27 protein-coding genes, 2 pseudogenes and 1 riboswitch are annotated in these 24,387 nt (G+C 71.0%); of the genes and pseudogenes, 17 read left to right on the plus strand and 12 right to left on the minus strand.

The features are described from left to right. Positions 1–88: 88 nt before the first annotated feature. Positions 89–424 (minus strand): annotated as a pseudogene (locus M2271_RS30075) (hypothetical protein); the annotation flags it as partial. Between the two features lie 362 nt (positions 425–786). Continuing rightward, complete coding sequence (locus tag M2271_RS30080) at positions 787–1,254, minus strand: hypothetical protein (RefSeq protein WP_280890533.1); 468 nt, start codon at positions 1,252–1,254, stop codon at positions 787–789. Positions 1,255–1,429: 175 nt separating this feature from the next. On the opposite strand from M2271_RS30080, the gene M2271_RS30085 reads away from it, so the two are divergent. Beyond that, positions 1,430–2,746 (plus strand): hypothetical protein, encoded by a 1,317-nt coding sequence (locus tag M2271_RS30085; RefSeq protein ID WP_280890534.1) that lies wholly within the window; start codon positions 1,430–1,432, stop codon positions 2,744–2,746. Between the two features lie 106 nt (positions 2,747–2,852). On the opposite strand, the gene M2271_RS30090 is transcribed toward M2271_RS30085, so the two are convergent. Further along, positions 2,853–3,041, minus strand: coding sequence for a hypothetical protein (locus tag M2271_RS30090; RefSeq protein WP_280890536.1), 189 nt, complete (start codon positions 3,039–3,041; stop codon positions 2,853–2,855). A gap of 120 nt (positions 3,042–3,161) precedes the next feature. Between M2271_RS30090 and M2271_RS30095 the strand changes: the two genes are divergently transcribed. After that, complete coding sequence (locus M2271_RS30095) at positions 3,162–4,505, plus strand: helix-turn-helix domain-containing protein (protein ID WP_280890537.1); 1,344 nt, start codon at positions 3,162–3,164, stop codon at positions 4,503–4,505. Positions 4,506–4,547: 42 nt separating this feature from the next. Here the strand turns inward: M2271_RS30095 and M2271_RS30100 are convergent, their stop codons facing one another. Then, on the minus strand, positions 4,548–5,327 hold the full coding sequence (locus M2271_RS30100; RefSeq protein WP_280890538.1) for a hypothetical protein: 780 nt from the start codon (positions 5,325–5,327) through the stop codon (positions 4,548–4,550). 390 nt (positions 5,328–5,717) lie between these two features. Between M2271_RS30100 and M2271_RS30105 the strand changes: the two genes are divergently transcribed. The 3 genes and pseudogenes from M2271_RS30105 to M2271_RS30115 all read left to right on the plus strand — a co-directional run bounded on the left by M2271_RS30105 (position 5,718) and on the right by M2271_RS30115 (position 8,588). Continuing rightward, entirely contained in the window at positions 5,718–6,947 is a 1,230-nt protein-coding gene (locus M2271_RS30105; protein WP_280890539.1) for a GNAT family N-acetyltransferase, read from the plus strand. Between the two features lie 155 nt (positions 6,948–7,102). Next, positions 7,103–7,492: pseudogene (locus tag M2271_RS30110) on the plus strand (hypothetical protein); the annotation flags it as partial. Positions 7,493–7,625: 133 nt separating this feature from the next. Next, a complete protein-coding gene (locus tag M2271_RS30115) occupies positions 7,626–8,588 on the plus strand; it encodes a nucleoside hydrolase (RefSeq protein WP_280890540.1) in 963 nt (320 codons plus the stop codon). 29 nt (positions 8,589–8,617) lie between these two features. Here M2271_RS30115 and M2271_RS30120 read toward each other — a convergent pair whose 3' ends face one another. Then, positions 8,618–8,863: a hypothetical protein gene (locus tag M2271_RS30120; RefSeq protein WP_280890541.1), complete on the minus strand. Its 246-nt coding sequence runs from the start codon at positions 8,861–8,863 to the stop codon at positions 8,618–8,620. 58 nt (positions 8,864–8,921) lie between these two features. On the opposite strand from M2271_RS30120, the gene M2271_RS30125 reads away from it, so the two are divergent. After that, positions 8,922–9,131, plus strand: coding sequence for a hypothetical protein (locus M2271_RS30125; protein WP_280890542.1), 210 nt, complete (start codon positions 8,922–8,924; stop codon positions 9,129–9,131). On the opposite strand, the gene M2271_RS30130 is transcribed toward M2271_RS30125, so the two are convergent. Continuing rightward, positions 9,128–10,285 (minus strand): HoxN/HupN/NixA family nickel/cobalt transporter, encoded by a 1,158-nt coding sequence (locus tag M2271_RS30130; RefSeq protein ID WP_280890544.1) that lies wholly within the window; start codon positions 10,283–10,285, stop codon positions 9,128–9,130. The two genes, M2271_RS30125 and M2271_RS30130, sit on opposite strands and share 4 nt — an antisense overlap. 27 nt (positions 10,286–10,312) lie before the next feature. Then, positions 10,313–10,504: riboswitch (cobalamin riboswitch) on the minus strand. A gap of 80 nt (positions 10,505–10,584) precedes the next feature. Here M2271_RS30130 and M2271_RS30135 point away from each other — a divergent pair. Beyond that, positions 10,585–10,941, plus strand: a complete 357-nt coding sequence (locus M2271_RS30135) for a metalloregulator ArsR/SmtB family transcription factor (protein WP_280890545.1) — start codon at positions 10,585–10,587, stop codon at positions 10,939–10,941. Between the two features lie 216 nt (positions 10,942–11,157). On the opposite strand, the gene M2271_RS30140 is transcribed toward M2271_RS30135, so the two are convergent. Continuing rightward, a complete protein-coding gene (locus M2271_RS30140) occupies positions 11,158–12,138 on the minus strand; it encodes an LAETG motif-containing sortase-dependent surface protein (protein ID WP_280890546.1) in 981 nt (326 codons plus the stop codon). A 246-nt stretch (positions 12,139–12,384) separates the two neighbouring features. Between M2271_RS30140 and M2271_RS30145 the strand changes: the two genes are divergently transcribed. Continuing rightward, positions 12,385–14,049 (plus strand): alpha-amylase family glycosyl hydrolase, encoded by a 1,665-nt coding sequence (locus tag M2271_RS30145; RefSeq protein ID WP_280890547.1) that lies wholly within the window; start codon positions 12,385–12,387, stop codon positions 14,047–14,049. A gap of 16 nt (positions 14,050–14,065) precedes the next feature. On the opposite strand, the gene M2271_RS30150 is transcribed toward M2271_RS30145, so the two are convergent. Further along, positions 14,066–14,803, minus strand: a complete 738-nt coding sequence (locus tag M2271_RS30150; protein ID WP_280890548.1) for a DUF4142 domain-containing protein — start codon at positions 14,801–14,803, stop codon at positions 14,066–14,068. A 413-nt stretch (positions 14,804–15,216) separates the two neighbouring features. On the opposite strand from M2271_RS30150, the gene M2271_RS30155 reads away from it, so the two are divergent. Next, on the plus strand, positions 15,217–15,750 hold the full coding sequence (locus M2271_RS30155; RefSeq protein WP_280890550.1) for a hypothetical protein: 534 nt from the start codon (positions 15,217–15,219) through the stop codon (positions 15,748–15,750). 175 nt (positions 15,751–15,925) lie between these two features. Here the strand turns inward: M2271_RS30155 and M2271_RS30160 are convergent, their stop codons facing one another. Both M2271_RS30160 and M2271_RS30165 read right to left on the minus strand, forming a co-directional pair. Continuing rightward, on the minus strand, positions 15,926–16,297 hold the full coding sequence (locus M2271_RS30160) for a DUF6479 family protein (RefSeq protein WP_280890551.1): 372 nt from the start codon (positions 16,295–16,297) through the stop codon (positions 15,926–15,928). A gap of 49 nt (positions 16,298–16,346) precedes the next feature. After that, positions 16,347–16,952: a TetR family transcriptional regulator gene (locus M2271_RS30165; RefSeq protein ID WP_280890552.1), complete on the minus strand. Its 606-nt coding sequence runs from the start codon at positions 16,950–16,952 to the stop codon at positions 16,347–16,349. A gap of 131 nt (positions 16,953–17,083) precedes the next feature. On the opposite strand from M2271_RS30165, the gene M2271_RS30170 reads away from it, so the two are divergent. From M2271_RS30170 to M2271_RS30200, 7 genes are all read left to right on the plus strand, one after another. Beyond that, positions 17,084–17,854, plus strand: a complete 771-nt coding sequence (locus M2271_RS30170) for a dienelactone hydrolase family protein (protein WP_280890553.1) — start codon at positions 17,084–17,086, stop codon at positions 17,852–17,854. A 243-nt stretch (positions 17,855–18,097) separates the two neighbouring features. Beyond that, entirely contained in the window at positions 18,098–18,748 is a 651-nt protein-coding gene (locus M2271_RS30175; RefSeq protein WP_280890656.1) for a DUF4328 domain-containing protein, read from the plus strand. 566 nt (positions 18,749–19,314) lie between these two features. Next, positions 19,315–19,518, plus strand: coding sequence for a cold-shock protein (locus M2271_RS30180; protein ID WP_010986199.1), 204 nt, complete (start codon positions 19,315–19,317; stop codon positions 19,516–19,518). A gap of 105 nt (positions 19,519–19,623) precedes the next feature. Beyond that, on the plus strand, positions 19,624–19,797 hold the full coding sequence (locus M2271_RS30185) for a hypothetical protein (RefSeq protein WP_280890554.1): 174 nt from the start codon (positions 19,624–19,626) through the stop codon (positions 19,795–19,797). Positions 19,798–19,993: 196 nt separating this feature from the next. Beyond that, positions 19,994–20,275, plus strand: coding sequence for an SCO5918 family protein (locus M2271_RS30190; RefSeq protein ID WP_280890555.1), 282 nt, complete (start codon positions 19,994–19,996; stop codon positions 20,273–20,275). 458 nt (positions 20,276–20,733) lie between these two features. Beyond that, a complete protein-coding gene (locus M2271_RS30195; protein ID WP_280890556.1) occupies positions 20,734–21,825 on the plus strand; it encodes a substrate-binding domain-containing protein in 1,092 nt (363 codons plus the stop codon). Positions 21,826–21,888: 63 nt separating this feature from the next. Further along, on the plus strand, positions 21,889–22,500 hold the full coding sequence (locus M2271_RS30200; RefSeq protein ID WP_280890557.1) for a phosphoribosylanthranilate isomerase: 612 nt from the start codon (positions 21,889–21,891) through the stop codon (positions 22,498–22,500). Positions 22,501–22,771: 271 nt separating this feature from the next. Here the strand turns inward: M2271_RS30200 and M2271_RS30205 are convergent, their stop codons facing one another. Beyond that, complete coding sequence (locus M2271_RS30205) at positions 22,772–23,128, minus strand: MerR family transcriptional regulator (RefSeq protein ID WP_280890558.1); 357 nt, start codon at positions 23,126–23,128, stop codon at positions 22,772–22,774. A gap of 474 nt (positions 23,129–23,602) precedes the next feature. On the opposite strand from M2271_RS30205, the gene M2271_RS30210 reads away from it, so the two are divergent. Further along, positions 23,603–23,977, plus strand: coding sequence for a hypothetical protein (locus M2271_RS30210; protein ID WP_280890559.1), 375 nt, complete (start codon positions 23,603–23,605; stop codon positions 23,975–23,977). Positions 23,978–24,038: 61 nt separating this feature from the next. On the opposite strand, the gene M2271_RS30215 is transcribed toward M2271_RS30210, so the two are convergent. Further along, positions 24,039–24,356 (minus strand): SCO5918 family protein, encoded by a 318-nt coding sequence (locus M2271_RS30215; protein ID WP_280890560.1) that lies wholly within the window; start codon positions 24,354–24,356, stop codon positions 24,039–24,041. Between the last annotated feature and the right edge of the window lie 31 nt (positions 24,357–24,387).

The raw sequence follows: 24,387 nt of genomic DNA on the forward strand, positions 1-24,387 counted from the left end.
GGGTGGTTTGGGGGGGGGGGGGGGGGGGGGGGGGGGGGGTCCGGGCCGGCGCGCCCCCCCCCCCCCCCCCCCCCCCCCCCCCCCCGCCCCGCACCGCCCGCAACACCGCGTCGTGGACGGCCCGGTTGCCCGCGTCCCAGGCCGTGCGGAACGCCTCGGTACGGGTGAACGAGCGCACCGCGTCGTACACGAAGGGATGCAGGGTCCGGTCCAGGGGGAGCTTCTGCACGATCCCGGCGCCGACCGTGTCCGCGACCGCGTCCCGCACCGCCGGGTCCTCGGCGAGCGGTGCCATCGTGCTCACGTACCGGCTCGTGTCGGCGAGCCCGTACGCCGCCCAGGCCGCCAACGCGCCGAAGGGCACCAGGAGGCAGGCCGAGGCGATCAGCACGGCCGACAGGGCGTTCCGGAGACGTGGGGACACCCTTCCAGGCAAGCCCGGGGGTGCGGGGCCTGCGAGCGGGGGGACTGCATTTGGGCGTACCGCGCGTACCGCGCGTACCGGACGGGCGGTAGGGCGTACCCGCGCGTGCCGGACGGGCACCGGACCGGGGGCTGGGCCTGGGCCTGGGCCTGGGCCCCTGGATCCTTGGCGGAACGGGGAGTCCGCTCTCCGGTGGAGGGTTCACTCTTTGCCCGAACGGGTGTTCGCCTGTTCGCCTGTTCGGGGAAGGATGAGGCCGAGCCCCGGCGGTGAACGCCCGGGGCCCAGGTGTCGCGATCCGTGGACTCGGTCAGCGGAAGGGGTCAGCGGAAGGGGTCAGCGGAAGGGGTCAGCGGCAGCGGTCAGCGGATGCGGTTGCCCTCCGCGTCCTCCCGCGTGTAGTAGCGGTAGAAGAACACGCCGAAGATGCCCGCCGCGACCACCAGGCCAACGGCGGTGGACCGGATCACACTCTCACCGGTCTGGCTGTAGAGGAAGCCGACGGCCGCGCCGGCGAACGCGGACTTCACGCCCGAGTGCAGTTCCCGGTCGAGCAACGGGGCCAGCGTCGCCACGGCGAGGCACAGCACGACGAACGCGATCGCGGTGACGAAGCCGAACAGGACGTTCCAGCCGGTGACGGGACCGCCGTCGCGCCGGTTGGCCGCCGCCCAGTAGCCGTAGACGAGCCCGAGAACGACCGGGATCGCGTATCTGGCGATCCGGTGGACCCGCTCGTCGAAGATGTCGGGCGTGCGGATCGGCCTGACCTGCCGGGCCCTCCTTCGCGCTGCGCGCATTCCGCCGGACGTGGGTGCCGCGTGAGCCATCAGAGCACTCCTCTCTCTCCCCGCCCCGCTTCCAGAGCACACCTGCGGACAGGCGCTGGCAAGTCGACTGACGAGATCCCCCCTAAAGGGATGTTTGCAGACCTGAGGTCCTTCTTTGCAGCCGCAGCGGTTACGGTGCTGACGTACGTGATCGACGGGGGATGGGGAGGGACCGATGCCCGGAACCGTGCTGCTGCTCGCCGCCTCACCGGTGGGCAAGGGCTGTCTGGTGGACGCCGCGTCCGTGCTTCCCGTCCTGGCGGCGGTGGAGCCCGCGGTGTTGTCGGGGACCGACACGGCGAACGTCGTCGAGCTCGCCGACCCGCTGGAACCGCAGGCCGTCCTCACCCGGCTGCGGGCCGCGGCGACGGCTCCCGGCCCGCTGACCGTGTTCATCACCGGCCAACTCGCGCTGGACCGCCGTCAGCACCTGCCCCACCTCGCACTGGCCCGCACCACCCCGTCCACCGTCCGCTACACCGCCTTCCCCTGGCACTGGATCCGCGAGGAATTCCGGCTGCGCGCACCCGGATCGACGACCCTGCTCCTCGACCTGCACGCGGACGCCGAGACCTGGTCGTGGCTGCGGGCCAACCGGTTGGACTCGGGCCGCGGCCACGCGGTGTACGGCAGGATCGCGCCGCCGCCGTCCTCTCGGCGGGCGGTGGCCGTGCCGGCGTACATGAAAACGGTCGCGACCATACTGCGCAGCGGGCAGCGGCCCGACCTCGGGGAGCTGCATCAGCAGGCGTTGGCGCGGCTGGGGAGTGAGGCGTACGGGGACCTTGTGCTGACGGTGCCGGGTCTGACGGTGCCGGGTCTGACGGTGCCCGGGGCGGGGGTGGGCGTCCCCGGGGGCTCCGCCCCCAGAGCCCCGTATCGGCCTGAACTGCCTCGTCCTCAGACTCCCCCTGGCACTCCTCCTCACACTCCCCCGCGAAACGAAGAGGGCACGGACACTGTCCGGCGTACGGTGAGGCTCGCCGCCCCCGACGACCCGCATGCCCACATCACCGCTGCCCCTGCCCCCGAAGACCCTCACGCCTACATCACCGCCGCCACCGCCCTCGACGACCCTCACGCCTACATCACCGCCGCCGTCCATGACGGTCGGCACCCCGACGCCGACGCTCTCGCCGCCGAGCACGAGCAGGCAGCCGTACGGGCGCACGGGGCCGGGTCCGAGCAGGCGCTGCACTGGGCCGAGGTGCGGGCGGATCTGGCGATGTTCGCGGGGGATCCGGTGCGCAGTTGCCGGACGTGGCTGGCGGTGGCCGGGGCGCGGCTGACCGCCGGGCAGGCGCCGGACGCGCCCCCGGTGGAGGCGGCCGTCGACCGGGCCCATCATCAGTGGGGCCAGATCCGGGACGCGACGGCCGCACGGGAACTCGGTACCGCGCTCGCGGAGTTGCGCGGCCGGGTGCCCGGGCGTCGGCAGGGCGCCCTGGAGAACGTGCACCGGCAGCTGCGCCAGCTGCAGACGCAGAGTTAGGCAGCGCCCGCCGTGTCCGCCGCGCCCGCCGTGTCCGCCGCGCCCGCCGTGTCCGCCTCGCCCGCCTCGCCCGCCGCGCTCGCCGTGCCCGCCGTGCCCTGGCGGCCTACGGCGCCCGGGTACCCGAAGCGGCGGTGCCCTCCGTGATCGGAGTGCCGTGCTGTCCCTGGACCGGTGTGGGCTCCTCCGCTCTCGCCGGACCCACGTTCGCCGCCAGCACCAGGCCGGCGACGGCGATCACGGCGGCGGCCAAGCCACGTGTGTAACGCTCGGTGGTGCTGGGGCGTTCAAGCACGGCGACCTCGCAGCAACGACATCTCAGGGAAACTCGGAAACTAATTAAGCTTGCTTAATACGCCGTTTAACCTAGGGGCTTGCGGAGCCGAACGGCAAGAGGCACAAGGGGAGTTGGGCGATGTCGGAGCGCGACGACCCGGTGACGATCGGGCGCAGGGTGCAGCAGCTGCGCGTCGAACGCGGGCTGACCCAGAAACAGTTGGCGGAGCCCGCCTACACAGCGGCGTACATCTCGACTCTGGAGGCCGGCCGTGTCCGCCCCTCCGACGACGCGCTGCGGCACCTGTCCGGCCGGCTCGACGTCGGCTTCGACGAGCTGGCGACCGGTCGCCCGGCCCACCTCGTCACCGACCTGCGTCTCAGGCTCACCGAGGCCCATCGCACCCTCGCCACCGGAGAGGCGGAGGCCGCGACCGAGCAGTACGCCCGCCTGTTCGCCGAGGCGGAGCTGCTCGACCTCACGGAGGTATGCGCGGCGGCCCTGCTGGGCCTGGGCGAATGCGCCCTGGAGACCGGCGAGCTGGAGGAGGGGCGCCGGTTTTTCGAGCGGGCGGAGGAGGCGTTCGGCGACGTCCCGCTGCCGGTCCGTGTCCCCGCGCTGCGCGGTCGTGCCGTCTCCCACTACCTGGCGGGTGAACTCCGGTACTCCGTCTATCTGCTGGAGTCCACGATCGACGAGCTCAACCGCGGCGGCCTGCACGACCCGGACGCCCTGCTCCTCCTCTACGCCAGCATCATCGGCCCGTACATGGACATGGGCGCCCACGCCCGCGCCGCCCAGGCTGCCGAGTTCGCCCTCGCCCTCGCCCCACAGGCCGGGGACCCCGCCCTGGTCGCCCGGATGCACCGCTCCGTCGCCCGTACGCTCATCGCCGAGGGCCGGGTCGCCGAGGCCGACGCCTCGCTGGCCAAGGCGTCCGAGCTGTACCGGCAGCTGCAGCTGCGCACCGAACTCGCCAACTGCCACTGGATGCGCGGCTACGTGTACGCACAGAACGGCCAACTGGAGCGTGCCGAGGACGAGTTGAGGCAGGCCCTCAGCATGCTCTCCGCCACCCGCGCCGCCCTCTACTCCAGCCAGGCCGCCGTCGAGCTCGCCGACGTGCTCCACCGGCGCGGCAAGTCCGACGAGGCCGCCGCCCTGCTGCACGACGTGCTCAGCGACTTCAGCCCCGAACGCGGCGCCCTGCACTCCGCCGCCGCCCACCGCCTTCTCGGCATCATCGCCGACGACGCCCGGGACACCGAGGCCGCCGAGGAGCACTACGTCCGCGCGCTCAGCCTGCTGGAACGCGCGGGCGCCGCCGGCGACCTGGCCGACCTGTGCCGGCTGCTGGGGGACCTGCTGCGCCGTACCGGCCGGGTGGAGGCCGCGCTGGACGCGTACCGGACCGGGCTGGGACACCGTACGGCCCCCGGCACCACCACCCTGGGGCCCGCGCCCGCCCAGCCTCCTTTGTGACCCGCCTCCCCCGGGGCAGTTCGCTTGAACGACGTGGCCTGCTCAGACCTTCACCCGGCCCTGTTTGCGGACCTGTGCCAGGCGCTGCGCTCCCAGTTCCACGGCCATCTGCGTGACGGGCGACGGCACGTCGCCGAGGCCGCCGTGGGTCAGGCCGATCGCGTCGTCGCCGACACGGACGACGGCGACGTCCAGGGTGAGCAGGACCGGTTCGTCGTCCGGCGTCGCGCCCGCCAGGGTGACCCGCAGGCCCTGCCGGGCGTTCCCCACCGCCGACAGCGCCGCGTCGGTGACCTGGCCATCGAGGACAGTGCCCTGGGCTGTGGTCGCCGTGAACTGCGCGCACTTCTGCGGCAGGGTCCGCAGCCAGGCCAGGGTGCGGTCCACGTCCGCCGGGTTCTGGGTGACGACCTGGTAGCGCAGCTGGGACTCGTCCTGGATGTCGTCGAGGCCGATCACGGCTTGGGGGCGGGCGTTCGCGCCGAACGGTTCCTCGGCGTACAGGGCGTCGAGCAGGCGCCGGCAGTCGGGCAGCTCCGTCGTCGCCTTCAGCAGCCCGTCGTGCCAGACCGCGACGCCCTGCGTCGGCGCCCACGGCTCCCCCAGGTCGGCCTCCGTGACCAGCGCGGCCTGAGCCTGCGCCGCTGTGAGGGCGATCGGCCCGGCCGGGGAGGCGGCGGTCGCCGGCGGGGACGTCGAGGGCGCGAAGTCGGGCTTCTCGGCGGTGGGCGGCGTACTGAGCGCGGAACAGGCGGCCGTGGTGACCAGGACACCCAGGGCGAGAGCGGAGGCACCGACGACACGGGCGGGGGCTGGATTCATCGGCGAGTGCCTCCTTGGGCGACATCCAAGATCGAGTACGCCCTCCTACGGCACCACCGCCCCCGCTCCTTCACCAGCGAGGACGACCGTCCGGGTGACCCGACACTCACGGAGCCGCCGCGTTCCTCGGACCGGGCCGCCCCGGTCCACGGCGTCCGCCGCCCCTACGCCGACCGACACGTTGACCGCGGCGCCGATCTCGCGGATCGACTGGCTTCGGCATGGCGGGGGAGGGTCATTCATCACCTACGGCGTCCACCACAGGGCGGCGGCCGACGATGCGGCCGCGGGCCCGGCCGTAATTCGCTTGCCCTGGCCACGGGTCGGCGCTGGACTGTGGCCAGACATCATGAGTCGTGGTGCCGGTATCCCGAGGAGGCAGCGGCAACAATGGAGATCCGTCCCACGACCGACAAGGATCTCGACGTCTTCGTCGACACAGTCCATGCCGCGTTCGGGCGCTTCCCGGAAACCCCGATCGAGGGCGGCGGGCTCTGGTGGTCGGCGCTCGAACCGGACCGCTGCCTGCTCGCCCTGACGGCGGACGGGCGGCCCGTCGGCACCGCCGCCACGCACTCCTTCGAGCTCACCCTGCCCGGTGAGACCCTCGTCCCGGCCGCCGGGCTGACCGCCGTCGGCGTCCTGCCCTCGCACCGGCGCCAGGGCGTGCTCAGCGCGATGATGCGGCATCAGCTCACCGAGCTGCGGGCCTGCGGGGAGTTCCTTTCCGTGCTGCTGGCCTCCGAGGCCACGATCTACGGCAGGTTCGGCTACGGACCGGCGACCTACACGGCGCGGCTGACGGTGCCGTGCCACGAGGCCGCCCTCGCCGTTCCCCGGGCGCGCGGAGTGGCCGACGCGCCGGCGACCGGCTCGGACAACGACTCGGTCGAGGTGCTGCGTCGTGCCGAGTGCGGCGAGATTCTGGAAGAGGTCTACGACCGGTATCGCCGCGCCCAGCCCGGCGCACTGTCCCGGCCGCACCGCTGGTGGGCCTTGCGCGCGGGGCAGCCCCCGATCTCACCGGCCCCGCGCTACGTCGCTGTCCACCGGGACGCCGTCGGCGTCCCGGACGGGTACGCCAGCTACTCGGTCGAGTCCGGCACCCTGACGGTCGACGAGACCATCGCCACCGACGACGCCGTCTTCACGGCCCTGGCCCGGTTCGTACTCGGACACGACCTGGTCTCTCAGGTCGTGTTCCAGCACGTCCCGCCCGAGCACCCGCTGCGCTGGCAGTTCGCGGACTTCCGCGCCGGCGAGGTGAGCGGCGACATGGACTGGCTCTGGGTGCGGCTGCTGGACGTCCCGCGTGCGCTGACCGCGCGCGGCTGGTTCACGGACGGCGAGCTCGTTCTCGACATCGACGACCCGTTCCTCGGCGAACACGACCGCTACCTGCTGACCGTCCGGGACAGCAAGGCCGACTGCGTCCCGACGGACCGGGAGCCCGACCTGTCCCTGGACATCGGCGACCTGGGCTCCATCTATCTCGGCGGCACTGCTCCGAGCACGCTCGTGCGTGCCGGACACATCCGGGCCCACCGCCCAGGCGCGGCCACCCTCGCTGACGCGCTCTTCCGCGCCGACCGCTCGCCGCACTGCCTGCACTGGTTCTGACCCCGCTCGCAGCCCTGCACAAGTCTCAGTGGTGACGTTCTCCTTGTCCGTGGTGGCGTGGGCGGCGGCGGGCCGCGCGGCGTGTGAACCGGTACCCACGGCCAGGGCTTACGGCATGATCACGACAGATTCGGGGTCACCAGGGGATGACGCACAAGACCCTGTCCCTCGCCGACATCAGCGACCTCCCCGACCTTCCGCACGCCCGCTGGCCCCGCAACGGCACGTACGCGCCCGGCCCGGGCCCCGAAATTCACGACCAGACTCAGCTGGCCCAGTTGATCGCCCTCGGACGCACCATGGCCGTCTTCCCCGAGTCGGCCCGCTCCTGGCTGTGGGCCGAGCACACCGCCGTCCCCCTGACCGACGCACCCCCCGTCGTCACCCACATCGCCTGGCCCCCGCACAGCCGCTCCCTCGCCCTCGCCGGGCTGATCCGCACGGCCGCCCGGCTGTCACCCTTTCTTGCCTTCCACGTGCCCGACGTCCTCACCGAGGACGAGATCAACGACGGTCTCCTGGCCCTCGCCCCTCGGATCGGCTGATTGAGCTGATTGAGCTGATTGGGCTGATTGAACGGGATGCTCGCAGTCTGCCGCCGCCTGACGCCGAACTGCGGGCGCCTGCGTAAGGTCGGTCCCACAACCTGTGGAGTTCGTTGCAGAGGGGGACCCCGCCGTGACTGGTCAGCCCATCCCGGTGATCATCGACTGCGACACCGGTGTAGACGACGCCCTGGCCCTGCTGTTCGCCGTACGGCACCCGGCGCTCGACCTGCGCGCGGTGACCTGCGTGGCCGGGAACACCGACGTGGACGGGGTGGTCCGCAACACCCTGACCGTGCTGGAGCAGGCAGGGGCCGGTGACATCCCGGTCGCCCGGGGTGCCGAACGCCCGCTGATCGAGCCGGTGCGCACGGCCCGGCATGTGCACGGGCAGGACGGTATGGGCGACCTGGGGTTGCCCGCGCCGACCCGGGTACCGGTCGACATGGACGCGGTGACCCTGCTGCGCCGCGAGATCCTCGCCTCCCCGCGCCCGGTCACCCTCATCCCCACCGCGCCTCTGACCAACATCGCCCTGCTCCTGCGCACGTACCCCGAGGTGGTGCGGGGCATCGAGCGGATCGTGTTCATGGGCGGCGCGGTGGCGACCGGGAACGCCACCCCGGTCGCGGAGTTCAACGTCTGGCACGATCCGGAGGCGGCGGCGATCCTTCTGACGGCCGGGGTGCCGATCACCATGTACGGCCTCGACGTCTTCAAGCAGGTCCTCGTCCCGGCCGCCGACGTCCAACGCCTGCGCAGCAGCGCGGAACCCGGTCTCCGGATGGCCGGCGCACTCCTCGCCCACCGCGACCCGGCCACCTCCGGCGACCCCACCCCCACGGGCGGCCTCGGCGACGCGGGCGCGGTCTGTGCGGTCGTCGACCCGGACGGCATCACCACCGAACCCCTCCCGGTCGAGGTGAACCTGGCCCCGGGCCCGGCCCGCGGCCAGACGATCGTCGACCGCCGCCCCGTCCCCGGCGAGTCCGAGATCCACGAGGGAGTCCGCGAACAGCCCCTGGTGGACGTGGCGTTGGGCGTCGACGTGGAGCGCTACGTCAAGCTGTGGCTGACAGCGGTGGAGGGCGTCTAGGTCGCGCCCAGGTCGCGTCTGGGTCCGGCCTATTGGGCGCTCTTGCGGGGCCTGCCTCGTCCTGGAGCGGGAGGACGCCAGGAGTCCACGTCATCGGCCGTCAGCCCGAGGCGGGTGAGACGTCCGCTGTAGGCGCGCTGCAGGAGTTCCCCGTCCGTCGCCGGGTCGGCGTATCCATCGCCCTGCGCCGTGACCCGAGGGAGGAGCTCCGCGAACGCCCTGAGCAACGGCAGTGCCGACTCCGGACTCTGCTCATGGGCTCTCGGTATCGCCATCGGGGGCTTCCTGGCCGGATGACCCCGTCGTCGGCTCATAGGGGTACAGTCCTTAGGGATGTACCCCTACGGACATCTGGAACGTCTTGAGCGGGCCAGGGAAGTCCTTGCCGGGCGGGGGATGGACACGACGCGGTGCGGGCTGGCCTGCTTCAGCGCTGCCGGCTTCAGCGATGCCCTGCGCGTCGAGGCCGGGCGAGGTGGTGTCCTGTTGATCGGCCTCGACGAACTCTACGGCCGCGTGATGCCGACGGCTCTGCTGTCCTAGCCGGCGGAGTCGGCCCCCCGTACCGCCCCCTGCACCGCTCCCCGCACCGCCCATCGCTGTTCCACCTTCGCCAGCCGCCAGTACGCGAGGGCCGCCGCCCACACCACCACGAACAGGCCGACGATGACGTAGCCGACGCTGTCGAGGTTGATGTCGGCGATCCAGGTGGTGAGCGCGTCGGTGAGGTCGAGTTTCTCGTGGAGGACGCCGACGATTTCGATGGTGCCGATGAAGAACGCCACCGCGATGGACAGACCGGTGATCGTGAGGTTGTAGAAGACCTTGCGGACCGGGTTGGAGAACGCCCACTGGTAGGCGAAGTTCATGAACGTGCCGTCGAGGGTGTCGAACAGGCTCATGCCGGCCGCGAAGAGGAGCGGCAGGCAGAGGATCGCGTACCAGGGCAGGCCGGCCGCCGCGCCCGAGCCCGCCATCACCATCAGCGTGACCTCGGTGGCCGTGTCGAAGCCCAGGCCGAAGAGGAAGCCCAGCGGGTACATCTGGCCGGGGCGGCTGATGGACTTGGTGAGACGGCCGAGGATGCGGTTCATGAACCCGCGGGAGTCCAGGTGCTGTTCCAGCTCCGTCTCGTCGTACGACCCCGCCCGCATGGCCCGGAACACCTTCAGGATGCCCACCAGGGCGACCAGGTTGAGGGCGGCGATGAGGTAGAGGAACGTGCCGGAGATCGTCGTACCGAGGAAACCGAGCACCTGGTGGGTGCCGGAGTCCTCGTTCATGACCTTTCCGGCGAGCTGGGTGCCGCCCGCGATCAGCAGGGCGAGGAGCACCACCACACTGGAGTGGCCGAGCGCGAACCAGAACCCCACCGACACCGGGCGTTTGCCGTCGGCCATCAGCTTGCGGGTGGTGTTGTCGATCGCGGCGATGTGGTCGGCGTCGAAGGCGTGCCGCATACCGAGGGTGTAGGCGGTGATGCCGAGTCCGATACCGAAGGCCTTGTTGCCGACCTCGTAGTGGCCGGGGGCGACGAGGAGGAAGAGAATCCCGAAGGCGACGACGTGCAGGGCGGCGATCACCGCCATGAGGCCGGCGGTCCTGAGGGTGTCCTCCCGGCGCCACTTGAAGGACGCCGAGGCGGGGTCGGATGCCCGGGCGGGGCCGGACTTCCGGGCATGGTCGGGCAGGGTCATTCGGTCACGCTCCAGCACCTCGTGGATCACCTCGTGAGATGCCGTGGCCGGTCTCCTGGCTTACGGGTCGTGCGTTCGCGCCCCTGCCTTCCCGGCCCCCTTACGGCGGCCAGTGGCTGTCCCCGGTGGGACGGCGGTGCTCGAACTCCCCGATCACAGTGGCGAGGGCCGCGTCGGTTTCCCACCGACTTCCCGAGCACCACGGCGGGTCCACCGTAGGGGCGTTCGCGGTTCCCTGCATAGCTGCGCATCTGCGCAGGTATCGAAGATCACAGAATCGTGCCTGCAAGGATGGCGGTATGCATCTCGTTCCGGCCGACCGAGCGGATCGCCGCACCATTGACGGGCACCGGGTGTGCGACGCGATCGCCGCGATCGGTGAACCCGGCCATGTGCGTGCCTGGTCCGACCGCTTCTCGCTGCTCGCTGATCCCAAGCGGCTGGCGCTGCTGCTGGCCCTGGACCGCACGGGGCCCCTGGCCGTGTCCGACCTGGCGATCGCCACGGGGATGAACGACCCGGCGGTGTCGCAGGCGCTCAGGCTGCTGCGGGCGGCCGGGGTCGTGGCGGGTGAGAGGGAAGGGCGGATCGTGCGCTACCGGGTGGTGGACGGGGACGTCGCCGCGCTGCTCAAGCACTGCGCGGCGGACGGCTGAGACCCGTCCACCACGCGCGTCGGTGGTCGAGAAGTGACCCTCTCGACCACCGACGGATGGTGACGCCCGCGTGACGACGGCTGTCTGACGGCAACCGCGTGACGACCGCGCGACGGCAACCGCGTGACGACAGTTGCCTGGCAACCGCCTGGCGGCAACCGCCTGGCGGCAACCGCCTGGCGGCAACGCGTGACGACGAGCGCGCGGCCTTCGTGACTACGAGCGCGCGGCCTTCCGGCGTCGCGTCATCACGACCATGCCCGCGCCGCCCGCCAGGAGCACCGCCGCGCCGATCGCGAGCGGGCCCGTGCTGCTGCTGGCGCCGGTCTCCGCGAGGTCGTCGCCGCCGCCGTTCGGCACGGTGGCCGGGGCGGTGGTGGACTCGGAGGCGCCCGGGGTCGGGGCTTCCGCCGAGGTGGACGGGGTCGCGGACGGGGCCTCGGACGGGGCCTCGGACGGAGCTTCGGACGGGCCCTCGGACGCCGGCGGTGTGGTCGCGTCGGCCGGCTTCGACGGCTCGGTGGACTCGGGAGTCGACGCGGTCGGCGTCGGGGTGGACGGCGTCTCGGGCGGAGTCACCGCGCAGTCCTTCGTGCCGCCGTTCCAGCCCGCGATCAGCTTGTCCTTGATGACCGGGCGGTCCGGGCCGATGGGCAGCTCACCGTGGACGAGGCCGTCCTTCGCGTCGAGCTTGCCGTCGAACGTGACCGCGCCCCGGTAGAGGTCGACCTGCGCGAAGCAGCCGGCGTCCGGCACCGCGATGTCGAGGGACTCGGTCTGCCCCGGCTTCACGGTCACCGTGTCGAAGTCGACGAAGATCTGCTCGCCGGAGGTGTTGAAGGTGGAGCCGTGGGCGAGGTACGAGGCGAGGGAGGCGGTGCAGGTGCCGGCGTCACCGGCGGTGCGGACCTTGATGTGGACCTTGCCGTCGTCGGAGGGCTTGAGGGTCTGGTCGTCGACCTTGACCGAGTCGAAGAAGCCGGTACCGTCGAGGGAGAACTGGCAGCGGTCGGTTCCGGTCTCCGTGCCCGGTCCTGTGCCGGGCTTGTAGGCGCCGCCGGACTTCCAGCCGTCGCCGCCGGGGGTGCCGGTCGCCCAGGCGCTGGAAGCGCTGGTGGCGGAGGCGGCACAGAGGACGAGCGCCGCGGCACCCGTCCCCAGCAGGCGGCGCGCGGTGACACGTCTGGCTATGGACATGCGGATCCCATCGGGGTGAGAGAGCTGAGAAACACTGGACTCATAGGTCACGTGAGTCTCGGTGTCCGCACATCGTGGAGCCCCCTGCGGGAGCTGTCAACCTGCAGCAATACAGAGGTACTTCAAGGCTTCATCACCATTCCGCCACACTGGGAATGAAGCGTTCCGGACAGTGTTCGAGTTCCCTTTCCCGGCAATGCGGACAGATTTCTGCATGCTGTTCACCGCCGCCCCGAGGGAGACCGCGTGACCGACTCCGTTCCCCACCGACTCGACCTCTCCTCCAAGGAACCCGACTGGTGGCGGCAGGCCGTCGTCTACCAGGTCTATCCCCGCAGCTTCGCCGACGCCGACGGCGACGGGCTCGGGGACCTGAAGGGCGTCACCCGGCGCCTCACCCACCTCGCCGCCCTCGGCGTCGACGCCCTCTGGCTCAGCCCCTTCTACCCCTCCGAACTCGCCGACGGCGGCTACGACGTCGCCGACCACCGGGACGTCGACCCCCGCCTGGGCACCCTCGACGACTTCGCCGCGATGGCCGCCGAGGCCCACCGCCTCGGACTCAAGGTGATCGTCGACCTGGTCCCCAATCACACCTCCCACCAGCACGTCTGGTTCCAGGAGGCCCTCGCCGCCGGACCCGGCTCCCCCGCCCGGGACCGCTATGTCTTCCGCGACGGCCTCGGCGCGCACGCCGAACTCCCGCCCACCGACTGGCAGTCCGTCTTCGGAGGCAGCGCCTGGCAGCGGGTCCCGGACGGCCAGTGGTACCTGCACCTGTTCGCTCCCCAACAGCCGGATCTGAACTGGGCGAATGCGGAGATCCGCGCAGACTTCCGCACCACCCTGCGCTTCTGGGCCGACCGCGGGGTCGACGGCTTCCGCGTCGATGTGGCCCACGCCCTCGCCAAGGACCTCGACGTACCGCTGCGCGACCTCGGCGCCCTCGCACTCGGCGGCGAGGCCGCCCTGGCCGATTTCCCGCCCGGCACCCACCCCTTCTACGACCGCGACGAGGTCCACGAGATCTACCGCGACTGGCGCAAGATCCTCGACGCCTACCACCCGCCCCGCATGGCCGTCGCCGAGGCCTGGGTCCCCGGCGCCCGCCGCGCGCTGTACGCCCGCCCGGACGAACTCGGCCAGGCCTTCAACTTCGAGTATCTCCAGACCGGTTGGGACGCGGACGCCCTCCGCCAGGTCATCACCGAGTCCCTGGCCACCGCCCGGGCGGCCGGTGCCTCCGCCACCTGGGTGCTCTCCAACCACGACGTCATCCGCCACGCCTCCCGGCTGATGCTTCCGCCCGGCACCGACGACAACGCCTGGCTCCTGTCCGGCGGCCACGCCCCCGCGATCGACGAGGCGGCGGGCCTACGACGGGCCAGGGCGGCCACGCTCCTGATGCTGGCGCTGCCCGGATCCTCGTACGTCTACCAGGGCGAGGAACTCGGCCTGCCCGAGGTGGCCGACCTGCCCTTCGAGGTGCTCCAGGACCCGATCTGGGAACAGACGGGCCGGGTCCGCAAGGGCCGCGACGGATGCCGGGTGCCGCTGCCGTGGACGACGACAGGCCCGTCGTACGGCTTCGGGGCGGGTGGCGCCTGGCTGCCGCAGCCGGAGAGCTTCGCGCGGTACGCCGTCGCGGCACAGGACGGAGCCGACGGCTCGACCCTGGAGTTCTACCGGACGGCCCTGCGTCTGCGCCGCAAGCTTCAGGAGGGGGAGGCGCTGACCTGGGCGGACGGCAGCCCGCCCGGCGTGCTGGAGTTCGCCCGGCACGGCGGCTGGCGGTGTGTCGCCAACCTGACCGGGACGGCCGTACCCCTGCCGCCCGGGGAGGTACTGCTGAGCAGCGCCCCCCTGGACGACAGGCTGCTCGGGCCGGACACCACCGTGTGGCTCGGGTAGGAGCGCCTCAGCCCGACTACTGGCTGGGCGGGAGCGTCACCGGGGTCTCCGTGGTGTCCGGCCGTGGGGTGAGCACGACCATCGGCTCGCCGGCCTGCGGGGCGGGCGGCGTCAGCTGGTCGTCGGGCAGCTTCGGCGGGGTGGTCTGCGTGAAGAGGGCCTGGTCGAAGTTGACCATGCCGGTCTTCTCCATGACCGTGATGTGGTCCAGGACGGTGTTGTTGGCCTGGTCGGCCAGCTGCCGCACCAGGCTGTTCTTCGTCGTGGACCGGATCTTCGCGACCGTGTTGAAGATCGAACCGTGCGTCACCCGCAGGATGTTGGCGAAGTCGGAGTCGAACTGCGTGCCCTTGGCGTCCGCGTTGAGCTGGTTGACGAAGCCGACCTGCTGCGGGCTGGCCACGTTGGGCAGCGTGAGGTTGAGCATCGGGGCGATCTTGCGGCAGGTCGTGTCCAGGTTGGCATGGCCGTCCACCAGGTGCTGGGATGCCGTCAGGACCTCTTTCGACGTCCCCTTCTGCAGCCCCATCTGACCCACCGGGTACTCCCACAGCCCCGCCGCGCGCACCTTGACCACGAAGTCCCGGTCCCCCTCCGTCAGAGGCCCCCAGGGTGTCTGGGTGATGACCCGGTCCTGGGCGCTGGCGACCGTGCTGAGACCGAGCATCGAGGGGTAGGCGAGCGCCCCCAGCGTCAGGGTGAGCGCACCTCCGACGAAGAGAGTTCCGATCGCGTTTCGCGAAAAGCGCACCATGCCTCCTGCCCGGTCGAGGGCCCGCCGGGCGGCGGGCCTGACAGAGAGGAGTACGGAAGCGGGCGGCTTGGAATCCTTTTGATTTGGTAAAATCTTGGGTTCGCGGTCGCCTCCGGTGAACCGGTTCCCCCCGACCGGCGTCGCGACGAACACCCCACCCCCTCACTCCGGTTGACGGCCTGCCCGGACCCGCCGGGTGAAGGGGGCGCTGCGCGGGCAGGCGCACGCCGGGTGCCACCCGAATGGCCCTTCCCCGTGGCGGAGGCGGGTGGCGCGCCCGATGGTCGAAGCGCGGGACACCAACGCGGGACACCAACGCGGGACACCACAACGCGGGACAGCGCAGGCACAGCACACGACAGAGGCGGACGGCGTACCGCGCCCACCTCTCCGGAGAGAAATGGGGTCCGGTCATGACCCAGCAGCCGCACGCTACGCAGCCGCCGAGCGGTGGAGGACAGCAGCCGACGGGCGGGCAGTCGAAGTCCGAATGGGACGACACCCGCCGGGCGGGCGGCAGCCCCTCCGGCCGGGGCGAACATGGCTATGCGCCGACGCCCGGGGAGCCCGGCTGGGTCACGGGCGGAGTTGTCTTCGCCGGTGTCCTGATGCTGGTGAACGGCATCCTGGCGATCTTCCAGGGCATCTCCGCGCTCGCGAAGGACGACGTCTGGGCCTCCCTCGGCGACTACGTCTACAAGGTCAACCTCACCGGCTGGGGCGTGATCCTGCTGGTGCTGGGTGTGCTGTCCGCACTCACCGGCGCGGGGATCCTGAGGGGCGAGCCGTGGGCCCGGATCGTCGGCATCTTCCTGGCGTCGCTGAACATGGTCGCCCAGTTCCTGTTCCTGCCGTACTCGCCGGTCTGGTCGATCATCATGATCGCCGTCAACGTCTTCGTGATCTGGGCGCTCGCGGCGCACCGGCCGGCAGACAAGCAGACCTGACCGCCCCGCCGGAGGGCCCAGCGGTCGGGCGATCCGGCGGTCCGGTGGTCGAGCGGACCGCCGGTCGAGTGGTCGAGCGGACCGGCGGCCTGGTGGCCCAGGACCCAGCGATCCTCGGGTCCTCGGGTCCTCGGGTCTGACCGCCCGAGGGCCCGGCGGTGCTCATGCTCAGCCTTCAGACGTGACCGATGCCGCCGCTGCCGAAGGAGCCGCTGGAGCCCGGCAGCCAGCGCTTTCGGCCCTGGTCCTTTCCTCGTCGGGTTCCGGAGGCGTGGAGCTCGTACGGCGTGAGTCGTTCCCGCCCCTCCACGGGGACCGGAACCTCGTCAGGCTCCCGCATCTCCCGCATCTCCCGGACGGGCCCGGCCTCGGGCAGCCTGGGCTGTTCCTCCGGGCGGGGGTGCGGAAGTTCCTGATCCATGACCTTCATGCCCAGTTGCACGGCCCACACCAGCAGGCCGGCGACGAACAGGCCACCGACGAAGGCGGCGATCACGGGAAGTACGTCGCTCGACGTGGCCGCCAGTTCAAACGTCGCGTTACTCATGCTTCGAGTATGAACCGAAAAGTCGTGTCTTGTACGGTCGCGGTCCGGGTCATGCTCCGGTGAGTGCCGCGAACGCCTCGTCCAGCAGATCCACCAGGTCCAGACGGCCGTCGGAGGCCGTCCAGTGGTCGAGGGCCACGTACAGGCAGTCCAGCGCGGCGGCGGCGCGGACCGTGTGCCGGAGGGTCACCTCCCCGGGGGTACCCGCGCGCTCGGCGAGGGCCTCGGCCAGGGCGGGGCGCCAGCTGTGCTGTTTCTCCAGGTGCCGGGCGTTCAGGGCCGGGGTCTCCCGGACCAGCCGGGTGGTGGCCAGGGAGCCGGCCGGGTCCTGGCGGTAGCGCTCGATGACGGTGTCCAGGGCCCGCCGCAGCGCCGTCCAGTCGTCCTCGTCGGCCGGGCGGGCGCGCAGGGCGTCCGCGGTCCGGCGGTCGTGGCCGTCGAACGCGGCGAGGACGGCGTCCTCCTTGGTGCCGAAGTAGCGCAGGAGCGTGCTGCGCGAGACGCCGGCTGCCGTGGCCAGGTCGTCGAGGGTGACCTTGTCGAAGCCGTCGCGACGGAACAACTCGAAGGCCACCTGGGCCAGTTCGGCCCGCACGGCGGCCCGGGCGATCTCCCTGGTGTGCGAACGTGTGCGGGTACGGCCTGCTCCGGTCACCCCGCGATCGTAGTCCCGTCGGACCCTCGCTTGCGGTGTCGCTACTCGGTCACTAGCGTGACGCTCAGTGTCACAAGCGAAACCAAGGTGCGCCATGTCGTGCCCTTGTCGTGCCGTGCGAGAGGCGCCCCATGACCGACGTGCTCGGAACTTCCGTCGAGATACCCACCCCGGACGGTGTCGCCGACGCCTATCTGGCCCACCCCGACGACGGCTCTCCACACCCCGCCGTGCTGTTCTTCATGGACGCCTTCGGACTGCGGCCGCATCTGAGGTCGATGGCGGACCGGCTCGCCTCGGCCGGGTACACGGTCCTGGTGCCGAACGTCTTCTACCGGCACGGCAGGGCACCCGTGGTGGAACTGCCCGAGTTCATCAACCCGGCCGAACGGCCGGAGATCATCCAGAGCCTGGGCCCGGCCGCGCGCACCCTCACCCCCGAGGGCGCGATGCGGGACGCCGCCGCCTGTCTGGACTGGCTGGCCGCGTCCCCGCTGACCGCGGACGGCCCGGCGGGGGCCGGCCCAGTGGGAGTCACCGGCTACTGCATGGGCGCGGGCCTCGCCCTGCGCACCGCCGGCACGTATCCCGAGCGGGTCGCGGCCGCCGCCGGATTCCACGGTGCGTACCTCGCGACCGACGCGCCGGACAGCCCTCACCTCCTGGCCGACCGGATCACCGCCGAGCTGTACTTCGGGCACGCCGACCACGACTCCACCAACCCCGCCGAACGGATCGACCAGCTCGAGCGGGCCCTCACCGCGGGCGGCGTCCGCCACCGCAGCGAGGTGTACGCCGGCGCCCACCACGGCTTCACCCAGGCGGACACCGCGATGTACGGCGCCGAGGCGACGGACCGCCACTGGGCGGCCCTCCTCGACCTGTTGAACAGAACTCTGTGACCTGCTGAACCGTGCTGAACAGGGCCGCACCATGGCGGTACTGGACGGGGGCCCTGCGGCCGTGTGCTGGACGGGGGCCCCGCGGCCGACTGGTCGGCCGAGTACGGCATGCCAGGGCGCGACGGCCCCGTAGGGCACGTCGTATGGCATGGCTGTGACAAAGCAGGAGCGCTTTCGTGATGGCATCTCTGTGCGACGGTCCCCCAGGATGACCTGGTGAACGATCACCTGGCGCAGTCATCCCTGCCCAACCCCAACCCCACTCCCGCCCCCGTCCTGTGGACGGCCCGTTGTGCCGTCGCGGCCCTCGGTCTCGCCGGGGTCGCCTGGCTGGCCCGCGTGGTCTGGGACATCCGCCTCGCGGCGGCCGGACAGCCCGCGTCCGGACCGCCGGACCAGGGCGAGGGCCGCCACCGGCCGCTGACCTCGCTCGAGGACGGCTACCACGCCGTCAACGCTCTGGCCGGGGGCGCCACCGTGCTCTGCGCGCTCCTGTTCCTGTCCTGGCTGTGGCGCGTACGGGACAACGCCCGCGCTTTCTCCGGCGAACCGCCCCGCCACTCCTGGCTCTGGATGTACCTCGGCTGGGTCCTCCCCCTCGCCAACCTCTGGATCCCCCGGGGCCTCGTCGTCGACATCCACCACAGGAGCGCCCCCGGCAAGCCCCTCCCGAGTTCGGTCAACTGGTGGTGGGGCCTGTGGCTGATAGGCCTGCTCAGTGGTGTGGGCCTCATGCACACCGGCGACACGGACGAACTCATCGCCCGCGCCTACACGGACGTATGGATGCTTCTCGTCTCCGACGTGGCGATCGTGGGCGCGGCGGTGGCGGCGGTCCTCGTCGTACGGGCGGTCACGGCGGCGCAGGGGGAGCGGATGGCGGAGCCGAGGTAGTTCGGGAGCCGGGGATCCGGGATCCGGTCGGTGGGTCCTGTGCGGGCCGCGTACGTACATCGGCTGAATATCTATGGTCGACACGACAGGGTTTCGGGTCGGGGCCACTAGAGTTCTCGTGCGGGGAACCGGCCCTGTGCGGCGGGCCGTGCTCCGGCGGTTCGCGGGAAGGTGCACTTGCTCTCACGAGAGCAGCCGCAGGGCGGCGGCCGGCTCGACGACGACCACTGCCCGGAGTTCGCCATGGGCCGGGCCGCCGAGTTGATCAGTGCGGGAGTGAAAACCTGATGCCGTCGGAGCAGAATTATGGGCGGTGGAGGAAAAGAATTCCTCGATGAATCCGGGTAGGCTTTGTTGCCGGAATGTGCCGACCGGCTGTCGCCCTCATTCCTTCGCGGAGTCACCGTCTCGCTTCCGATTTGTTTCGGGGGGTCTCGTGCTAGGCTCGACGCAGTTGCAGTTGTGGTTGCCATTTTGCTGCCGGTTTTTCCGGGCAGGTGATCATCGCAGCGATGAGGAGGGCCCGCGCAGTGTGGGTCCCCAGCACTGCCTTCAGGAGATATGACATGGCCACCGGTACCGTGAAGTGGTTCAACGCGGAAAAGGGCTTCGGTTTCATCGAGCAGGACGGCGGCGGCGCCGACGTCTTCGCTCACTACTCGAACATCGCTACCCAGGGCTTTCGTGAGCTGCAGGAAGGCCAGAAGGTGACGTTCGACGTCACGCAGGGCCAGAAGGGCCCGCAGGCCGAGAACATCGTGCCTGCCTGATTTTCCGCGATTCGCTCGCGCGCTTCGGCGAAACGGGGCCCGCACCTTGGGTGCGGGCCCCGTTTGTTTACGCGTGTTTCCCCGCAGGGAGACGGAGGAGGATCCATGCCCCCGAAGAGCACCGCCCGTGACGCCCTGAGCTCTCCCGGACCACGGACCGGCGACGCCCCGTTCACGGCCGCCGGCTCCGCGCTCGTCGACGCCGACACCGCCATGTGCGACCGGATGCCGGGCGTGTCCCCCGTGATCGACGCCTCCGGATGCGTGCCGGGCGCCTGAGCGGCGGCGCCCGCTGATCCCACTTCTTCCGCGGACACGGGACCACGGCTCTCGCCGACCCCGCTCCGCCGAGCAGAACCCCGCCGGACCATCGTCCGCGGACCACGGTCACGGCCGGGCCCCGTCCTGGCCGGCACTGACCGACACCAGCCCCGAAGGCACTTCTGCCGTTCCACTAGACCCTTGGTGAGGCACTATGCGCTGCGTGATCGCCCGTTACCCCTTCGACCTGGTCAAGTCCGAGGTGGAGACACAGATGGAAGGCATCCGACCGGAGCCCACCACCGGGGCCTGTGTGGTCATCGGGCGCAAGGTGTTCCCGGTCAAGCAGGTGGGCGAGATCATCACCCGCCAGGACCGCCGCGACTTCACCGCTTTCGAGGTGACCCGCGCCCTCACCCGACTCGGCTTCACCTGCCACGCCACCCCCCCGGAGTCCCCGGCCACCCGCTCGGCGTCCTCCCCGACCCTCGGCTGACGCGACCCGCTACGGGCGCCGCGACGCCTGGTGTTCGAACTTCCAGGTGTTTTCGGCGCAGTGTTTCCGACGTCGTGACGACATCGGGCAACCCTGGGCGCCGTTCATCTCCTTGACCAGGCGGTGGGCTTGAACACGCCGGTCACCGTACGGATGCGGACGGCCGTGCGGACGAGTGTGAGCGGAAACTCCAACAGGCGCGGTGCAACGGCCTGTTGGAGCGTGCCCCGGTGAGCAGCGCGTCACGCCTCATCAGGCGGGCCTCGGCAGGCGCCGGACTCGTGGGCGACGAACTGGGCAGTAGTTGCTGTTGCGATCTCGTAACCGAAGCTTCTTGACGGGCCGTCCCGCGACGCGTTGGCTTTCAGCCACCTGGTCTCCAGGTTGCGCTCTCGCCCCGGAAGGCACCTGCTGTGAACGCTTCACCCACTCATAGTCCCCTCGTTCGACGTTTCGCCGTGGGCCTGACGGCCTCCGCCTCGGCCCTGCTGCTCGCCGCGTGCGGTGTGGTCGACGGCATCGGCGGGAGCAGCAGCTCCTCGACGCCGAAGAAGGGCAACGACATCACGGTGGGCCTGCTGCTGCCCGACACCAAGACGAAACGCTTCGACAAGTTCGACTACCCCCTCATCAAGAAACGGGTCGCCGCCCTCACCGACGGCAAGGGCAAGGTCCGCTACGCCAACGCCGAGGCGAGCGAGTCCAAGCAGAGCGTCCAGATGGACCAGATGATCGACGAGAAGGTGGACGTGATCCTGGTGGACGCGGTGGACGCCAAGGCCTTCGCACCCGCCGTCCGGAAGGCCAAGGACGCCGGTATTCCCGTCATCGCGTACGACAGGCTCGCCGAGGGCCCGATCGACGCCTATGTGTCGCACGACAACGAACTCGTGGGCGAGGTGCAGGGCCGCGCGATCGTGGACGCCCTCGGCGACAAGGCCGCGACCAGCAAGATCGTTATGTTGAACGGCTCGCTGGCCGACCCCAACACCGCCCTCTTCAAGAAGGGCGCGCTCGACGAGCTGAAGGGGCGCGTGGTCATAGCCAAGCAGTACGACACCAGGGAGTGGCTTCCCGAGGTCGCCAAGGCCAACACGGAGCAGGCGATCCGGTCCGTCGGCCTGAACAACATCGCCGCCGTGTACTCGGCCAACGACGGCATGGCCGGCGCGGCCATCGACGCGCTGAAGGAGGCCGGCGCGGCCAAGATCCCGCCGGTGACCGGGCAGGACGCGGATCTCGCGGCGGTGCAGCGGATCGTCTCGGGCGAGCAGTACATGACCGTATACAAGTCCTTCCTGCTGGAGGCCAACAACGCCGCGGAGATGGCAGTGGCCAAGATCCAGGGCCGCTCGCTCCAGTTCGAGGCGCTGACCCCCGACGCGGTCGACAGCCCGACGCAGAAGGCCATCCCGTCCCAGCTGGTGCAGGTCGTCGCGCTCACCCGGGCCAACATCAAGGCGACCGTGATCCAGGACGGCGTCTACACCGTCAAGGACATCTGCACCCCGAAGTACGCGTCGGACTGCGCGGCGATCGGCCTCAAGTAGCCGTCGGCTCAGGCCGGTTGGCGGGCAGGATACGGACAGACCGAGCCCCGGTACGGTGGCCCCGTGAGTACTTCCCTGTTCGTCAAGATCTGTGGCCTGTCGACCGAGCGGGACGTCGACACGGCCGTGGAGGCGGGCGCCGACGCCATCGGGTTCGTCTTCTCGAAGAGCCCGCGCCGGATCGACGCCGCGACGGCCGCCCGGCTGTGCCGCCGGATCCCGGAGCACGTCCTGACCGTCGGCGTCTTCCGCGCGGAGCCCCTGCACGATGTGCGGTCCCTGGCCACCGAAGCGGGCATCCGGGCCGTCCAGGTGCACGGGCCGGAGGACCGCGACTATTACGACGGCCTCGCCACGGGCGGCTGGACCCTGATCCGCGCCACGGCCTTCGGGGAGCCGGTCCCGCGCTGCGGAGACCTGGGCGAGGACCTGCTTCTCCTCGACGCGCCCGTCCCCGGCTCCGGCATCGCCTGGGACTGGACCGGCATGCCGTCGGCCGCACCCGGAGAGAAGTGGCTGCTCGCCGGCGGCCTCACCCCGGACAACGTCGCCGACGCCGTGGCCGCCACCCGCCCCTGGGGCGTCGACGTGTCCAGCGGGGTGGAGCGGAGCCGGGGCGTCAAGGACCCGGCCCTGATCACGGCGTTCGTACGGGCGGCTCGGGGACGGCATTGAGGCGAGCGTTCGTACGGGCGGCTCCGGGGACGGCCCTGATCACGGCGCGCGGCGCCGGCGGGCAGGCCCCAGTCCGCGGCGCCGGCGGACAGGCGGCCCCTGAGCCGACCGGAGGTGGCGTACAGGCGGGCCCTGGGTCGGTGCTGACGCCCGCGGGACAGCCCGCGGGACATTCCCCCACCAGGACAGCTCTCAGAGCAGCCCCTGGGACAACCCACGGGGCAGCCCCCGGGACAGCCCGCAGTGGTGGTGGCGGACAGGAGGGCACGGGTCAGCCGGTGGCGGCGCCGGCGTTGGCTGGTCCGGAGGGCTTCTGGGCGGCCCGGCGGTACTCGGCGTTGATGCGCTGGGCCTCCTCCAGCTGGTCCTCGAGGATGACGATGCGGCAGGCCGCCTCGATCGGGGTGCCCTTGTCGACAAGTTCGCGGGCGCGCGCGGCGATCCGCAGCTGGTAGCGGGAGTAGCGGCGGTGGCCGCCCTCCGAACGCAGCGGCGTGATCAGTCGGGCCTCCCCGATGGCCCGGAGGAACCCGGGGGTGGTGCCGAGCATCTCGGCGGCCCGGCCCATCGTGAAGGCGGGGTAGTCGTCGTCGTCCAGACGACCGCTGAGCGGAGTATCTGCTGTCATGTCACCTCGTTGAGCCACGCGTCGAGGGGCCCTGGTGCCGTACGGCACCAGGGCCCCGAGGAAATTGAACACCATCTGTCGGCCCTACTGCTGTGCCGACCTTCTGTTTCCGCTGCCTGGCCCGGGGGGTGGGCCGACGAGCGGGGATCGCGGCTGCGTGACCGGGGACCACCTTCCCATCCGGGGTCTTGCGGTACCCGGGCCGAACACGTCGGTCCGGGCGATCCTGATGGCGTCTACTCCTCCTTTCTTACGTGCTGACCTGCGAACTTCTTCTTCTGCTACCCGGCAGTTCGTGTCTGCCGGGCCTCGCTGGACCATGTCTACGAGAGAAACGCTACCCGTCGCGTCGGCCAATGTCTACTCCGGCAAAGATAGATTTGAGCGTGCGTGGGGGCAAGGAATTCTGCGGGCCGCAGGACCGGGGTGGGATCTCTATGGGTCGGGCGGGGCCGCCGAATAGAATCGGTTCCCATGCCGAACCCTGACGAGCTGCTGGTCGCCATCTCCACCATGGTGGAGTCAGTGCACAGCAATCAGATGTCGCTGACCGTGGTGGTCGGCGGTACCGTGATCACCGGACGACTCGCTCCCGAAGCCGTGTGGCGGGAGCGCGTGTCGGAGGTCCTGAAAGCCTCGGACCGTCTCGGCCCGTTCTCCGACGTCTTCACCACGGAGGCGGGCGAGCGGCGGCCCGACACCGGCGAGCCGCCGACGCATCTGCACTTCCATCTCGCCCGCATCCTGCAGGGCACGACGGCGATCCCCGAGACGGGCGGCATGTACCGCGTCGCGCTCGCGGACGTCAGTGCCTGGACCGTGGGCGACTTCAGCTACTCCGAGAGGTGAAACGCCGTGAGGGCCCTGCCGACGCGCGTCGGCAGGGCCCTCACGGAAGGTGGCGTGTCGGCTACAGGGCCTCGGCGGCGGCCGGGCTGCCGAGCATCGCCGACGCCTCCTGAAGCGGAGTCAGCACGGGCACCGGAGCGGCCACCTGGGCCTCGTGGCAGGTGAAGCCGAGACGGGTCATGGCGCGGACGACCTCGCCGCTGGTGAAGTCACGGGGGTCCTGCCGGGTGAGGACCCGGCCCACCTGCTTCACGGGGTAGCGGCGGCGGCCGATGGTCACGGAGTCACCCGTGATGAGTTCGGGCGTGACGCCCTTCATCGAGGCCAGCACTCCGATCTTGGTGAAATCGAACGGGTACCGGGCGATGACGCAACGCATAGTGCCTCACAGAGGGAGAGAGGGGAGCGGG

It is taken from the genome of Streptomyces sp. LBL, assembly GCF_029893585.1.
Lineage (GTDB): Bacteria > Actinomycetota > Actinomycetes > Streptomycetales > Streptomycetaceae > Streptomyces.